At 65.7% G+C, this 14310-nt stretch carries 11 protein-coding genes and 2 pseudogenes; 12 read left to right on the top strand and 1 reads right to left on the bottom strand.

Going from position 1 to position 14310, the window contains the following annotated elements; genetic code table 11:
• The 9 genes and pseudogenes from infB (CAP13_RS04930) to rpoD all read left to right on the top strand — a co-directional run.
• Nucleotides 1-1522 (top strand): translation initiation factor IF-2 (gene infB / locus CAP13_RS04930; RefSeq protein WP_085830475.1); only part of this gene is annotated, 1522 nt, incomplete at its 5' end.
• Nucleotides 1523-1536: 14 nt separating this feature from the next.
• A pseudogene (rbfA, locus tag CAP13_RS04925) lies at nucleotides 1537-1938 on the top strand (30S ribosome-binding factor RbfA); the annotation flags it as partial.
• A 233-nt stretch (nucleotides 1939-2171) separates the two neighbouring features.
• A pseudogene (gene infB, locus CAP13_RS04920) lies at nucleotides 2172-3785 on the top strand (translation initiation factor IF-2); the annotation flags it as partial.
• A 73-nt stretch (nucleotides 3786-3858) separates the two neighbouring features.
• Complete coding sequence (locus CAP13_RS04915; protein ID WP_085830760.1) at nucleotides 3859-4902, top strand: DHH family phosphoesterase; 1044 nt, start codon at nucleotides 3859-3861, stop codon at nucleotides 4900-4902.
• Nucleotides 4903-4905: 3 nt separating this feature from the next.
• A complete protein-coding gene (gene truB, locus CAP13_RS04910) occupies nucleotides 4906-5826 on the top strand; it encodes a tRNA pseudouridine(55) synthase TruB (protein WP_085830474.1) in 921 nt (306 codons plus the stop codon).
• Nucleotides 5823-6845, top strand: coding sequence for a riboflavin biosynthesis protein RibF (ribF, locus tag CAP13_RS04905; RefSeq protein ID WP_085830473.1), 1023 nt, complete (start codon nucleotides 5823-5825; stop codon nucleotides 6843-6845). The genes truB and ribF overlap by 4 nt, the downstream gene beginning before the upstream one ends.
• Before the next feature lie 102 nt (nucleotides 6846-6947).
• Nucleotides 6948-8252, top strand: a complete 1305-nt coding sequence (gene dnaG / locus CAP13_RS04900; RefSeq protein ID WP_245798911.1) for a DNA primase — start codon at nucleotides 6948-6950, stop codon at nucleotides 8250-8252.
• Nucleotides 8224-8529 (top strand): hypothetical protein, encoded by a 306-nt coding sequence (locus CAP13_RS10240; protein ID WP_245798910.1) that lies wholly within the window; start codon nucleotides 8224-8226, stop codon nucleotides 8527-8529. Before dnaG ends, CAP13_RS10240 begins: the two co-directional genes overlap by 29 nt.
• A 160-nt stretch (nucleotides 8530-8689) precedes the next feature.
• The gene (rpoD, locus tag CAP13_RS04895; protein WP_425429834.1) at nucleotides 8690-9982 is read left to right on the top strand and encodes an RNA polymerase sigma factor RpoD; all 1293 of its coding nucleotides are present in this window, start codon (nucleotides 8690-8692) and stop codon (nucleotides 9980-9982) included.
• 161 nt (nucleotides 9983-10143) lie between these two features.
• Here rpoD and CAP13_RS04890 read toward each other — a convergent pair whose 3' ends face one another.
• Nucleotides 10144-12081 carry a PRD domain-containing protein gene (locus CAP13_RS04890; protein ID WP_143764892.1) on the bottom strand — a complete coding sequence of 646 codons (1938 nt, stop codon included), beginning with the start codon at nucleotides 12079-12081 and terminating at the stop codon, nucleotides 10144-10146.
• A 218-nt stretch (nucleotides 12082-12299) separates the two neighbouring features.
• Here CAP13_RS04890 and CAP13_RS04885 point away from each other — a divergent pair, with 218 nt between their 5' ends.
• From CAP13_RS04885 to CAP13_RS04875, 3 genes are read left to right on the top strand one after another with little or no spacing between them, the layout of a single operon-like run.
• Entirely contained in the window at nucleotides 12300-12767 is a 468-nt protein-coding gene (locus CAP13_RS04885) for a PTS sugar transporter subunit IIA (protein ID WP_179184939.1), read from the top strand.
• Entirely contained in the window at nucleotides 12767-13087 is a 321-nt protein-coding gene (locus tag CAP13_RS04880) for a PTS fructose transporter subunit IIB (protein ID WP_085830469.1), read from the top strand. The genes CAP13_RS04885 and CAP13_RS04880 overlap by 1 nt, the downstream gene beginning before the upstream one ends.
• Before the next feature lie 44 nt (nucleotides 13088-13131).
• Complete coding sequence (locus CAP13_RS04875) at nucleotides 13132-14223, top strand: PTS fructose transporter subunit IIC (RefSeq protein WP_085830468.1); 1092 nt, start codon at nucleotides 13132-13134, stop codon at nucleotides 14221-14223.
• Nucleotides 14224-14310 lie beyond the last annotated feature (87 nt).

Below are 14310 nucleotides of genomic sequence, written 5' to 3'. Positions count from 1 at the left end.
CCCGGCGGACCTGAAGCCGCGCCCGCCTGTGGTGACCGTCATGGGCCACGTCGACCACGGTAAGACATCGCTGCTCGACGCGATCCGCCACACGGGCGTCACCCGCACCGAGGCGGGCGGCATCACGCAGCATATCGGCGCGTCCCAGGTCACGATCAACGACCGCGTGATCACCTTCGTCGATACCCCGGGCCATGAGGCGTTCACCGCCATGCGCGCCCGCGGCGCCAAGGTCACCGACGTCGTGGTCCTCGTGGTGGCGGCCGACGACGGCGTCATGCCGCAGACCGTTGAGGCCATCAACCACTCGAAGGCCGCCGGCGTGCCCATCGTGGTCGCGGTCAACAAGTGCGACAAACCCGAGGCCAACCCCGACCGCGTGCGCCAGGAGCTCACCGAGTACGGCGTCATCCCCGAGGAGTGGGGCGGCCAGAACATGTTCGTCAACGTCTCGGCCAAGCAGGGCCAGGGCATCGACGACCTGCTGGAGACCATCCTGCTCCAGGCCGACGTGCTCGAGCTCAAGGCCAACCCCGACACCTTCGCGTCCGGCTACATCCTCGAGGGCAAGCTCGATCGCGGCCGCGGCCCGGTCGCGACCCTCATCGTCGGCCGCGGACCGCTCCATGTGGGCGACGCCGTCGTGGCGGGCCAGAGCTGGGGCCACGTGCGCGCCATGCTGAACCCGCGCGGCGAGCAGGTGACCGAGGCAAAGCCCTCCGACCCCGTCGAGATCCTGGGCCTCTCCGCTGTGCCCGGCGCCGGTGACGAGTTCCGCGTCTTCGAGGACGACCGCGACGCCCGCGACCTCGCCGAGCAGCGCGCGCTCAAGGCCCGCATCGAGGAGCAGAACAAGGTCAAGCACGTGACCCTCGAGACCCTCTTCGATGAGATGAGCCAAAACGAGCTCAAGGAGCTCAACCTCGTGGTCAAGGCCGACGTCCAGGGCTCCATCGAGGCGCTCGCGGACGCGCTGGGCAAGATGGACCAGTCCGAGGTCCGCATCAACATCATCCACTCCGCGGTGGGCGCCATCTCCGAGACGGACGTCACCCTGGCAGCCGCCTCGAACGCGATCATCGTCGGCTTCGGCGTGCGCCCGCAGGGCAAGGCCCGCGACCTCGCTGAGAAGGAGAAGGTGCAGATCAAGACCTACTCGATCATCTACAAGGCGATCGAGGACATCGATGCTGCCCGCATCGGCATGCTCAAGCCCACCGAGGAAGAGGTCACCACCGGTTCCGCCGAGGTCCGCGAGACCTTCCGCGTGCCCAAGGTCGGCGTCGTCGCCGGCTGCATGGTCACCGAGGGCGAGATCTCGCGCGACGACCGGGTTCGCGTGGTGCGCGACGGCGTGGTCATATTCGATGGCGTCTTCGCCTCGATGCGTCGCTTCAAGGACGACGTCAAGTCGGTCCGCGCGGGCTACGAGTGCGGTTTGGGTATAGACAAGTACCAAGACATCAAGGTGGGCGATGTGCTCGAGGCATATAAGATCGTCGAGGTCGCCCGCACCGAGTAGAGGAGGGGATCGACATGAAGCAGACGAACGCCACGCGCCGTCTGGGGCAGCAGCTCCAGGAGAAGCTCGGCTACATCCTGCTGTTCGAGATCGCCGACCCGCGCCTCGACCTCATCACGCTCACCGGGGTCGAGGTCACCGTCGACCGGAGCTACGCGCGCGTCTTCGTGAGCTGCGACCCGGAGCGCTATGACGAGGTCAAGGAGGTCCTTGCGTCCGCGCGCGGACGCATCCGGAGCCTGCTTGCCAGCGCCCTCGATTGGCGTGTGACGCCGGAGCTTGATTTCCGCATCGACACCTCCACCGATGAGGCGGAGCGGATCGGTCGGGCCCTCGAGCAGCGCCCCGCGACCATCGACGTCGAGAAGGATGAGGAGGGCTACCCCCTGCCGNCCCTCGATGAGATTGACGCGGACACGGTGCGCGATCGGGCGTTGGACCCCGTCGCCGCACTCGGGCTCACCGCCCTCGAGGTGGGTGAGGAGGCGCTTGCGGACCTCATGTGCGGCCGCGCGATCGCCGCGCCCTCCCGTGCGGCTGCCCGCGTCGCGCTCACACATGGAGGCAGGTTGGTTGCGCTCGCCCATCCAGATGGGGCCCGTCTCGCCCCCGACCTTGTGTTTCCCCAGGCGATCGAAGGGGTGCTCCTATGATTGATGCTCAACTGGGTGGTGACGTCCGGGCTGCGCTCCGCCGCGATTTCATCATCGGCGGTCGACCTGCGCCCATACGGACCCTGGCCCGCGGCGCACAGGCTTCCGGCCCCTGGCCCGCGGTCATCGCGATCGGCGCCTTCGACGGCTTCCACCTGGGGCATCGCTACTTGATCGACCAGATGGTCGCCGATGCGCGCGCCCGCGGCCTCGCCGCCGTGGCCGTCACCTTCGATCCTGATCCCGACACTGTCGTGGGCGGTGCCCCAGCGCCCAGGCTGCTGACCGTCACGGACCGTCTGCGGGCCCTCGCCCTCTCGGGGGTCGACNCCGCCGAGGGCGAGGACCACTACGCCCGCATGGCCCGCGAGGCCGAGGAGTACAGCCGCGAGAAGGTCCTCGAGGAGGCCCGCGCCGCCGTCGAGGAGGCGGGGCGCGAGAGCACCGGCCGCCGCAAGAAGCGCAAGGAGAAGCGCGAGCGCGAGGCCGCCCAGGCCCAGCAGGAGCGGAAGCTCGAGGAGGCCATCGCCCAGGGCATCAACCCCGAGGAGCTCGACGCCGTCCGCGTCTCCGAGGGCGTGACGGTCCAGGAGCTCGCCGAGGCGCTCGAGGTCAACGCGAACGACATCATCAAGCGGCTCTTCCTGCTCGGCACCCCGCTGACCATGACGCAGTCCATGTCGAACGACCTGGTTGAGCTCGTGGCCGACGACATGGGCCGTCAGATCCGCATCATCACGCCGGAGGAGGAGAACTCCTTCAGCTTCTACGACGACCCGGCGGACCTGAAGCCGCGCCCGCCTGTGGTGACCGTCATGGGCCACGTCGACCACGGTAAGACATCGCTGCTCGACGCGATCCGCCACACGGGCGTCACCCGCACCGAGGCGGGCGGCATCACGCAGCATATCGGCGCGTCCCAGGTCACGATCAACGACCGCGTGATCACCTTCGTCGATACCCCGGGCCATGAGGCGTTCACCGCCATGCGCGCCCGCGGCGCCAAGGTCACCGACGTCGTGGTCCTCGTGGTGGCGGCCGACGACGGCGTCATGCCGCAGACCGTTGAGGCCATCAACCACTCGAAGGCCGCCGGCGTGCCCATCGTGGTCGCGGTCAACAAGTGCGACAAACCCGAGGCCAACCCCGACCGCGTGCGCCAGGAGCTCACCGAGTACGGCGTCATCCCCGAGGAGTGGGGCGGCCAGAACATGTTCGTCAACGTCTCGGCCAAGCAGGGCCAGGGCATCGACGACCTGCTGGAGACCATCCTGCTCCAGGCCGACGTGCTCGAGCTCAAGGCCAACCCCGACACCTTCGCGTCCGGCTACATCCTCGAGGGCAAGCTCGATCGCGGCCGCGGCCCGGTCGCGACCCTCATCGTCGGCCGCGGAACGCTCCATGTGGGCGACGCCGTCGTGGCGGGCCAGAGCTGGGGCCACGTGCGCGCCATGCTGAACCCGCGCGGCGAGCAGGTGACCGAGGCAAAGCCCTCCGACCCCGTCGAGATCCTGGGCCTCTCCGCTGTGCCCGGCGCCGGTGACGAGTTCCGCGTCTTCGAGGACGACCGCGACGCCCGCGACCTCGCCGAGCAGCGCGCGCTCAAGGCCCNCCCCCTGCCGGCCGCCGACGGCGACGGCGCTGACGGGGGCGTCCAGGACACCGAGGAGGGCGATGCGGCTGATGGGCGCTAGCTCACCCCGGGCCCGCGTGACCGCCCCCGAGCAGTGGGGGCGGGCCATCAAACTCATCGAGGGGGCGCAGACCATCGCCATCTCGGGGCACACCAACCCCGATGGCGATGCCCTCGGCTCCTGCCTCGGCCTCGGCCTCTCGCTTCGCGCCCGGTTCCCTGAGAAGCAGGTGAGCTTCCTGCTCGCCGACGAGGCGCCCGTGCCCCGTATCTACCGGTTCCTCGCGGGGTCCACGGAGATGGTCCCCGCTGCACGGTACGACACGGCGCCCGATCTCTTCATCTCCGTGGACGTTCCCACGCGGGAGCGTCTGAACGCGGCGGCCGCCGTGGCAGACCGCGCGGGTGCCGTCATCACGATCGACCATCATCCGGCTCGCGACGAGTTTGCCGACGAGGTGGTCCGGGAGACCTCGGCGGCGGCCACAGCCTGCCTGATCGAGGAGCTCCTCGCGGCGGCATGCGTGCCCATGACCCCCGAGGTGGCAACCTGCCTCCTCACCGGCATCGTCACGGACACCGGCCGCTTCCAGTACCAGAACGCCGATCCGGCCGCGTTCGCCTGCGCCTCGCGCCTGGTGGACGCAGGCGCCGAGCCCGCCCGCATCTCGCTCGAGGTATACCAGAGTCAGCGCATCGAGTACCTGCAGCTCGAGTCCATCGTCATGGGGCGGATCCGCACCGTGGCGGGCGGGCGCGTGGCCTACAGCTACACCTACGCGTCCGATCTCGAGATCTGCCGCGTCTCCAGCGATGAGTGCGACGGCCTCGTTGACGTGGTGCGTTCCGTGCAGGGCACCGAGGTCTGCCTCTTCCTGAAGGAGATCGCCCCGGGAGAGATCCGTGGGAACCTCCGCAGCAAGGGGGATATCGACATCTCGCCGGTCGCGGCCGCGCTCAACGGCGGTGGTCATGCGGCCGCGGCTGGGTTCACCTTCAGCGGCAGCGTCGATGAGGCGCTCGCGATCATACTCCCCAAGCTCGTCGCCCTGGTCGAGGCCACCGATGGTCCCCAGGGCGCGCGGAGGGGCTGATCCATGGCGCGCCGCGGTTCTCCCGCACGGGTGAACGCCCTGATCGGTGTCGACAAGCCCCAGGGCATGACCTCCCATGACGTCGTTGCGCGCGTCCGCCGCGCGGTGGGCGAGCGACGGGTCGGTCACGCCGGCACCCTCGACCCGCTCGCGACCGGTGTCATGGTGATCGGGATCGGACAGGCCACACGCCTTCTCGGCCTCCTCACCCTCGATACGAAGCGCTACCTCGCGCGCATCCGCTTTGGGTTCGAGACCTCGACGGACGACGCCGAAGGTGAGCTCACGCGCAGGGCTCCGGCTGATCGGGCCCTCAGCGAACCAGAAGCCGCCAAACGGGTCCTCGCCGGTTTCATCGGTACGGGCACCCAGGTGCCGCCCGCCTTCTCGGCCATCTCGGTCAATGGGGTGCGCTCCTACCGCCGTGCCCGGGCGGGGGAGGAGGTCGAGCTCGCCGCCCGCCCCATCGAGGTCTTCGAATCGGAGCTTGTGGGCATCGACAGCGACGGGGGCGATCCTGTGTGGACCGTCGCCTTCACGGTGAGCAAGGGGACCTACATCCGCTCGCTCGCTCGAGACATCGGGCGCGCGGCCGGATCGGCCGCCCATGTGGCCGCGCTCAGGCGCACCGCCTCGGGAGGCATCGCGCTCTCGTCGTGCCTCGCCCTCGATGAGATTGACGCGGACACGGTGCGCGATCGGGCGTTGGACCCCGTCGCCGCACTCGGGCTCACCGCCCTCGAGGTGGGTGAGGAGGCGCTTGCGGACCTCATGTGCGGCCGCGCGATCGCCGCGCCCTCCCGTGCGGCTGCCCGCGTCGCGCTCACACATGGAGGCAGGTTGGTTGCGCTCGCCCATCCAGATGGGGCCCGTCTCGCCCCCGACCTTGTGTTTCCCCAGGCGATCGAAGGGGTGCTCCTATGATTGATGCTCAACTGGGTGGTGACGTCCGGGCTGCGCTCCGCCGCGATTTCATCATCGGCGGTCGACCTGCGCCCATACGGACCCTGGCCCGCGGCGCACAGGCTTCCGGCCCCTGGCCCGCGGTCATCGCGATCGGCGCCTTCGACGGCTTCCACCTGGGGCATCGCTACTTGATCGACCAGATGGTCGCCGATGCGCGCGCCCGCGGCCTCGCCGCCGTGGCCGTCACCTTCGATCCTGATCCCGACACTGTCGTGGGCGGTGCCCCAGCGCCCAGGCTGCTGACCGTCACGGACCGTCTGCGGGCCCTCGCCCTCTCGGGGGTCGACGCGGTCGTCGTGGTGCCCTTCACCCGCGATCTCGCCTCCCTCGGGCACGAGGCGTTCTTCGACGATGTGCTCGCGCCTGCCCTCGATGTGCGCGCGGTGCACGTGGGGGCGGATTTCCGCCTGGGCGCCCGGGGCGCCTCGACGGTGGGCGTGATCCGCGCCTGGGGCTCCGCGCGCGGCATCGAGGTCAACGGTCATGATCTTGTGGGGGAGGGGGGAACTCCCATCACCGCGACGAGGATCCGCTCCCTCATCGGCACGGGCGAGCTCGCTGCGGCCGCGGCGATGCTCGGCCGCAACTACTTCGTCCGCGGCTGCGTCGTGCGCGGCCGCGGCGAGGGGACGGGTATGGGGTTCCCCACGGCGAACGTCGCCCGGCGCGGCGTCATGCAGATGCCGCCTGACGGGGTCTACGCGGCCTGGGTGCTGACGGGCCGGGGCGAGGCGTGGCCGGCGGCCGTGAACGTGGGCCTGCCGCCGATGTTCGCCGCGGATCCGAGCTCGTCCTCGCTCGAGGCTACGCTCCTCGGGTTCTCCGGCGACCTCTACGGGCGCGATGTCGCGGTCTCCTTCGCCGAGCACCTGCGGCCCCCGGTCAGCTTCGACTCGCGCGCCGCCCTGATCGACGCCGTCAAAGCCGATATCGAGCGGGTGCGCTCTCGGTTCGGGGACACCCCGGTTCACCTGTGACGACGCATGGGGGGCCGCAGCAGGCGGACATGGCGCGGAGCATGTGTCCGCGCAGCGGTATAGAATGTCCAGACAGCAGGTTGACGGGCGAGGAGGTGCGGCATGATCACCGATGAGGATCGCGAGCGGGTGCGCGCGGCCACCGATCTGGTCGCGCTCGTGCAGGAGACGGTCGAGCTCAAGCCCCGTGGGCACGAGTTCTGGGGCTGCTGCCCCTTCCACGGCGAGAAGACCCCGAGCTTCCACATCATCCCCGCCACCCAGGTCTGGCACTGCTTCGGTTGCGGCGAGGGCGGTGACGTCTTCAGCTACGTCATGCGGCGCGAGAACCTCACCTTCCCCGACAGCATCCGCTACCTGGCGGACCGCGCCGGCATCGAGCTGCACGAGACCGGCGGTGCGGCGCCCTCGGGCACCAAGCGGGGCCGCATCATTGCCGCATGCGAGGAGAGCTGCTCCTTCTTCCACACCATGCTCATGCGCGGGCGCGACGGGGCCGGTCGCGCCTACTGCGCCGAACGCGGCCTCACCGCCGATATCTGCCGCCGCTACCGGTTGGGGTATGCGCCGGGCCGCGGAAGTCTCGTGGCCCACCTCTCCCAGCACGGCATCTCCCAGCGTGAGATGATCGATGCCAACGTCGCGGTCTCCCGCCGCGGCGGCGTGGCGGACCGCTTCTACGAGCGCGTGATCTTCCCGATCTTCGACGAGCAGGGCCAGTGCATCGCCTTTGGCGGCCGCATCCTGGGGGATGGCCAGCCTAAGTACCTCAACACCGCGGAGACCTCCGTCTTCCACAAGAAGCGCAACCTCTACGGGTTCAACTGGGCCAAGGAGCATATTGTCGCCAAGGACGAGGCCATCGTCGTCGAGGGGTACACCGATGCCATCGCCTGCTGGGAGGCGGGGATCGGCAACGTCGTGGCCACGCTCGGCACCGCGCTCACGGAGCACCACGTGAAGACCCTCACGCGGTTCGCGAAGCGGATCGTCTACCTCTTCGACGGCGACGCGGCGGGCCAGAAGGCAGCCGAGCGGGCGATTCAATTCGTCGAGCAGGGGGATGTCGATCTGCGCTGCGTCATCCTCCCCGACGACCTCGATCCCAACGATTTCATCCACGCTCAGGGCGGTGAGGCCCTCGCCGCGCTCATCGCCGAGGCAGAGCCGCTGATGGACTTCGTCTTCCGGAAGCTCGGCGAGCGCAGTGACGTCTCCACGCCCGGCGGACGCGCGAAGGCGCTCGATGAGGCCCTGCGCCTCANCATTTCGGCCCTTCGCCGAGCGCATCACCGACCTCGACTGGGTGGACGCCCGCAACGAGTCGATCGCCTGGGCCGTCCTCGCGACGCCCGAGGGCACGGACGGCACGGGGGTGATGGAGGCGGCGCGCGCCGTCTGCCCTGAGGCGGCCGAGCTCGTCTCCGCTGGCACGATCGCATCCACGAGCGCCCATCCCACGGAGACGAACATCGCCTTCCTGCTCGACACCCTCGAGCTCTACACCATCCGCCGTCGTCTGCGTTCCATCCAGGGCCGCCTGCGCAGCGACCGCTCGCTCGCAGATGGGGAGCGCCGCGCCATGACCATCCAGGCCACCCAGGACGCCGCGAGGAGCCGCGAGCTCGAGCGGGCCCTCGAAGGGGTCGCAGACCCGTTCCGGACCCTCGGAGAGCAGGTGTGAGGGGTGCTCCACATCGCCGGTCCGCGGGCATAAACGGACGCCTTGCAGGGTACAGGCATATAGGTTAAGCTAAGTAATCTTTCTGTCTATGGAGGGAGTTTCTGTGCCGAAAGAGTCCGGAAACACGGCTGCTGATCTCGAATCCTACGTGGCCAAGCTCATGGCGAGCGGTTCAGCCGAGGGCACCGTCACCGAGGACGACATCCAAGTTGCCCTGCGCGACGTCGAGGTGACCGATGAGCAGCTCACCAACGTGTACCAGGCGCTCCGCAAGAACGGCATCGAGATCGTCTCCGCCAGCGAGGATGATGAGCCGGTGCTCGATTCCGAGGACGCGGAGGAAGAGAGCTCGTCGCGCGATGACGATGACCTCGACCTCGAGGAGGGCGAGTCGAGCGAGGACCATGACATCAAGGTGGCCAAGATGGCCGATGCCGAGATGTCCTCCGAGCGTCCCAAGCGCAAAGCCCGTCCCCGCACCACGCGGTCGCGTGCCCGCACCCGGGGCATCGACGCCTCGACGGTCATGCTGACGGGGGACCCGGTCCGCATGTACCTGAAGGAGATCGGCAAGGTCGATCTGCTTACGGCCGCCGACGAGGTCGACCTCGCTATGAAGATCGAGGCCGGTCTCGAGGCCGCTGACAAGCTCGAGGCCGCCGATGCCGGCGAGCTGGAGCTCACCCGCTCCGAGATGCGCCGCCTCATGCGCGTTGAGCAGGTGGGCCTCGATGCCAAGCAGGCGCTCATCAGCGCGAACCTGCGTCTCGTGGTGTCGATCGCCAAGCGCTATGTGGGCCGCGGGATGCTTTTCCTCGACCTCATCCAGGAGGGGAACCTGGGTCTCATCCGCGCAGTCGAGAAGTTCGATTACGAGAAGGGCTTCAAGTTCTCCACGTATGCCACCTGGTGGATCCGCCAGGCCATCACCCGCGCGATTGCCGACCAGGCGCGTACGATCCGCATCCCGGTGCATATGGTCGAGACCATCAACAAGCTCATGCGCGTTCAGCGCCAGCTGCTGCAGGATCTCGGTCGCGATCCGACGCCCGAGGAGATCGGCGCCGAGATGGATATGAGCGCCGAGCGCGTGCGCGAGATCCAGAAGATCAGCCAGGAACCCGTCAGCCTCGAGACGCCCATCGGCGAGGAGGAGGACTCCCAGCTCGGAGACTTCATCGAAGACGCCCAGGCTGTGGTCCCGCCTGAGGCCGCGAGCTTCTCGATGCTTCAAGAGCAGCTGACCCAGGTGCTGGATGGCCTCGCTGACCGCGAGCGCAAGGTGATCGAGCTGCGCTTCGGCCTCGCGGACGGGCATCCCCGCACCCTTGAGGAGGTTGGCCGCGAGTTCGGTGTCACGCGCGAGCGCATCCGCCAGATCGAGTCCAAGACCCTGGCGAAGCTCCGCCATCCGAGCCGTTCAAGCAAGCTGAAGGATTACATCGAGAACTAGATTTCTGGTTCCAGATCACTCGAGCGAGCCCCGAGCGTCTCCTGGCCCTTTAAACGGACCGGGGCGCTCGGGGCTTCATGTTAGCGGCCAGTTCTGCCCACATCGAGGTGTGCCGCCTCCTTGCGGGAGCGGCGGCGGTGCACTTCAAGTGGAAGCCACGCTCAGCGGCGGCCCCTATCGTTCAGTGCACTCATGAAGGTATTGAAGGTTGTGGCGGCGATGATCGCTTGCTGCATTGAGCGGCTGTTGGTGATATCGATGAGCAGGTCGTAAAGGTGCTCGATATTTGCCCGGTCGGCGGTTCTGATGGCCATGAGGAATACGATGCGCACCTCGGATGCGCTGGGGCTCCATGCGAGGGGTTCACTCGTGACCGCTACCGCCACTTTCGTCTTCAGGCCCATGGTGTTGATGGAGTGGGGGATGGCGAATGCGGGCGCCATGCTGGTGTCTGAAATGGATTCGCGCTCAAGAACCGCATCGAGGAAGCCCGTGCCGACGACCTTAGATTCCTCCAACCGCGTGCATAAAGCGCGCAGTACCTCATTTTTAGTGGCTGGCGCGTCAAAACGCACAAAGAGCTCGCGGTCGAACAGCATGCCCACTCTATTGAAGCGAGCGGATTCCACGGTGTTGAGCAGTCTTGAGATGGCCTCGGTGTCGCGTACGCCCAAACTGAAGTCGACGAGAACATAGGGGATGGGGCAGTTCGGGATGGGAACCGTTGTCACCACGAAGGCGATCCCGTCGAATGCGCTGGCCTCTAGATCAGAGAACTCGTGGAAGGAGACGGTCCCAAGGATCTTGAGTTTGTCACCGAAATACGTCTCGATACGGCTCTCCAACATGCGCGCGATGGAATTTCCCGATCCGCAGACCAGAAGGACGCTCCACCGCTCCTGCGTCGCAGGCGTTTTGCGCTCGATGGCCGCACCGATATGCAATGCGACATATCCCACCTCGTCTTCGGTCAAGGTGTAGGGCTCTGTGTCAAACACCTTGAGCGTGCCGGACAGCGCTATTTCAAACGCAAGGGGGAAATTCGTCCGGATGGTGGCGAGGAGGGGATTGCGCTTCGCCATCTTGAGGCTCTTGGCTTGGAAGGTGGAAGCGAGGTGATCGAGGAGGCTCTTCTTTAACGTCGCATCATCTCGCAGGTCGAAGCCATAATCATGGTGCACATACTCGAGCATTGCCTCTACATCGGCCTCGAAATGGTGCTCATCCGCCTCGCTGTCCTCGAGATTCGTGTTGATCAGAAGATGGAGGTAATAATCGTTTCGCTCCGCCCTGCCGATGCGAATGCCGAAGGCCGCCTCAAGGTCCGAACAGGTCTCATCGATAAATGATTCGATACGGGGTGAGATGAGGACGTGCTCGTTGCTTTCGATCTCACAACCGGCCTGAATTCGGCTGACCATGAGCGCTGTGTGCATGATGAGGTTCTTGCTCTCATAGTCGCTTGAGCCAACCCGGGCCCGCTTCAGGTGCGAGCGGACGATCTCCTCTAGTCGGTCGAGGTCAATCCGATCGAACAGCCTCCGCTCATCTTTGGTGAAGCCCGTTACGTAGGATTGCATGTTGCGCACGATGATGTTGTCCATGAAGCAACGCCGTTTGTTCGCCTCACGCCCCATGACCTTCACGCCGGTGCCAGCTTTCACCATGAGAGCAAGATCGTAGTCGGCCAAAAGCTCCTTTGCCTGCCGAATGTAGTTCTGAAGCGTGTTCTCGCCGACATAGATCTTCTCAGCGAGTGCCTCGTATGAGATGTAGTCAGCTGCGTCAAGTAATGTGCGTAGCAAGACGCGCATACGCTCACCAGCGCTTGAGAGATCGGGTGAGGTTCGATGGAGATGCTGGGACTCAGCCTGGAACGCATCGAATGCGGTGCCATCCCCAACGGTGAGGTGGTATCCGGCTTCGCGTTTCATAGCGATGCGGGCCCCATGCCGCTCCAACACCTCATTGATCTTTGCGACGTCGCTGCGTACGGTGCGGGCGGTGACGCCGAGCTGCCGTGCGAGCTGATCGGCAGGGGTGTACTCGGATGATCGGATGATATCCAAGGCACGATCCAGACGCCTGTAAGCGAACACGACGCACACCCCCTTAGCAGTTCTCTGCACAACGCTATACGTTTGAATATCACATCGCCATACCTGGGCGAAAGCTCTACGAGCTTGTCATTTTTCCAAAAACATCTGGAAGGGGCGATGGGATGTCCGGCTCCTTTTCCATTGCCAAATGGAAAAGCACGAGGTTGAAGGCATGAATGTGACCGAGCATGATGGGATTGTGCTTAAAGGAGGAAGCAATGGACGAGCTTTTTGAGGCCGATCACATCTTGCTCGATGTCGAGGCCGAGGCATGCGATGAAGTCTTCCGTGCAGTAGCCCAGGCTGCGGAGAAATCCGGTATCACGGATTCCGCTGATGCGTTGATGCGTGGATTCCAAGAGCGAGAGCGCGAGGCGAGCACCGGCTTGATGGACGGGTTCGCCATTCCCCACACGAAGTCCGACGCAGCCACGCGGGCTGCTTTGTATTACGTTCGCACGGTCGCGCCCGTAACGTGGGAGACCATGGACGGTCGCCCCGTCACCGATGTGTTCGCTCTGATCGCCTCGGCGGCCGATCCGGGCAACACACACCTTTCAATGCTTTCGGCGCTGGCTTCGAGCCTGCTGGAGGAGGAGTTCAAATATGCGGTCTCACATGCAGAGACCGCGGAGCAGCTGGTGTCGCTCGTGGCCGAGCGCATCGAGAAGGAGCGTGAGCAGTAATGAAGGTGGTTGGAACCGCGGCCTGCCCGCTGGGGCTCGCCCATACGCCCATGGCGGCAAAGGCCCTCATGAAGGCCGGCGAGAAGCTGGGCTGGGATGTGAAGATCGAGCAGATGAGCGCTACTGGTTTCATCAACAAGATCACCCGTGAAGAGGCGCAGGCGTCGGATTTCGTGCTGATCGCCTCTGACCAGAAGATCGAGGAGATGGATCGTTTCGACGGCAAACCGGTCATCCGCGTCGACATCAACACCTGCATCAAAGCGCCCGAGGCCGTGCTCAAGAAGTGCGGGGCCGCAGTCGAGGCGAAAAAGCAGTAGGAGAGTACTGGTGGGCGCGCAGCGCCCAAGGAAGGAGAAGAAGGATGAAGAAGTTTCTTCTGGAGGCGAGGGGCCATCTGATGACCGGCATCGGCTATATGCTGCCGCTTATCATCGGCTCGTCGCTCGTGGTTGCTCTCCCGCAGATCATCGGGCTTGCCTTCGGGGTGACCTCGCTCACGGAGGACCTCACGGGGTTCTGGGGCTTCATGTACAACGTCCAGCAGGTCGGTTGGACGGGTATAGGCTTGGTTAACACCGTACTCGCTGCATTCATCGCATACTCGATCGCAGATAAGCCTGCGATCGGAGCTGGTTTCGTGGCAGGTGCGATCGCCACAAGCACCTACGCGGGCTTCCTCGGAGCGGTCATTTATGCATTTATCGCTGGCTACCTGGTCAAATGGGCTGTGCGAACCATCAAGGTGCCTGAATCGCTGCAGGCGATCATGCCCATCGTGGTGCTGCCCCTGATTGCCACCGGTGCGGTTGCGCTGATCGGCACCGCTCTCGCAGGCCCCCTCGGTTTCATCAACACGTCCATCGTCGAGTGGCTGAAAGCCATGTGCGCTGCCGACGGTTCCCGCGTGACCATGGCGATCATCCTGGGCGCCATGATCGGCTTCGATATGGGCGGTCCGGTCAACAAGGCCGCTTGGATGGCAACGAACGTGCTCCTTACCGAGGGTATCTACACCCCCTGCGTGTACACCAATGTCGCCATCGTGATTCCGCCCCTGGGATATGCGATCGCCTCCCTGATCCGCAAGAGCCGGTTCTCTGAGGAGATGCTCGAATCTGCCAAGGGCAACTGGGCCATGGGCTTCGTCGGAATCACCGAGGGTGCCATCCCCTTCACCCTGGTGAGCCCCTTGCGCCTCATTCCTGTGAACGTGATCGGCTCCGCCCTTGGCGCCGGTGTCTGCGCGCTGCTGGGGACCACGGCGAGCATCAGCCCGCTGGGCGGCATGTACGGCTTCATCACCATGAACAACCCGTGGGGCTATATCGTGGGTTTCTTGGTCGGTGCGCTCTTCATCGGGATCGTCGCCCCGTTGCTCGTCGACTTCAACGTCGCCGAGGATGGGGAGAGCGAATCGGTTGATATCGACGATATCGAGATCTCCTTCGAGTAGCTCGTATCTCATCAAAGCGCCCCGGTCAGGCTATCTGCATCTGGGGCGCTTTTCTTATGCCTGTCGTTCGCGACATGGCGCGCACAT

The sequence above is a fragment of the Collinsella vaginalis genome (assembly GCF_900176655.1).
Lineage (GTDB): Bacteria > Actinomycetota > Coriobacteriia > Coriobacteriales > Coriobacteriaceae > Collinsella > Collinsella vaginalis.
Note: the sequence above shows the minus strand (reverse complement) of the source record. Positions and strands in the feature narration are given on the sequence as shown.

Excerpts from the sequence above, each read along its gene's own strand:
- CAP13_RS04880 (WP_085830469.1), top strand. The coding sequence starts at position 12,767 with ATGAAGGTGGTTGGAACCGCGGCCTGCCCGCTGGGGCTCGCCCATACG.
- CAP13_RS10240 (WP_245798910.1), top strand. The coding sequence starts at position 8,224 with ATGGAGGCGGCGCGCGCCGTCTGCCCTGAGGCGGCCGAGCTCGTCTCC.
- truB (WP_085830474.1), top strand. The coding sequence starts at position 4,906 with ATGGCGCGCCGCGGTTCTCCCGCACGGGTGAACGCCCTGATCGGTGTC.
- CAP13_RS04885 (WP_179184939.1), top strand. The coding sequence starts at position 12,300 with ATGGACGAGCTTTTTGAGGCCGATCACATCTTGCTCGATGTCGAGGCC.
- CAP13_RS04915 (WP_085830760.1), top strand. The coding sequence starts at position 3,859 with ATGGGCGCTAGCTCACCCCGGGCCCGCGTGACCGCCCCCGAGCAGTGG.
- rpoD (WP_425429834.1), top strand. The coding sequence starts at position 8,690 with ATGGCGAGCGGTTCAGCCGAGGGCACCGTCACCGAGGACGACATCCAA.
- ribF (WP_085830473.1), top strand. The coding sequence starts at position 5,823 with ATGATTGATGCTCAACTGGGTGGTGACGTCCGGGCTGCGCTCCGCCGC.
- CAP13_RS04875 (WP_085830468.1), top strand. The coding sequence starts at position 13,132 with ATGAAGAAGTTTCTTCTGGAGGCGAGGGGCCATCTGATGACCGGCATC.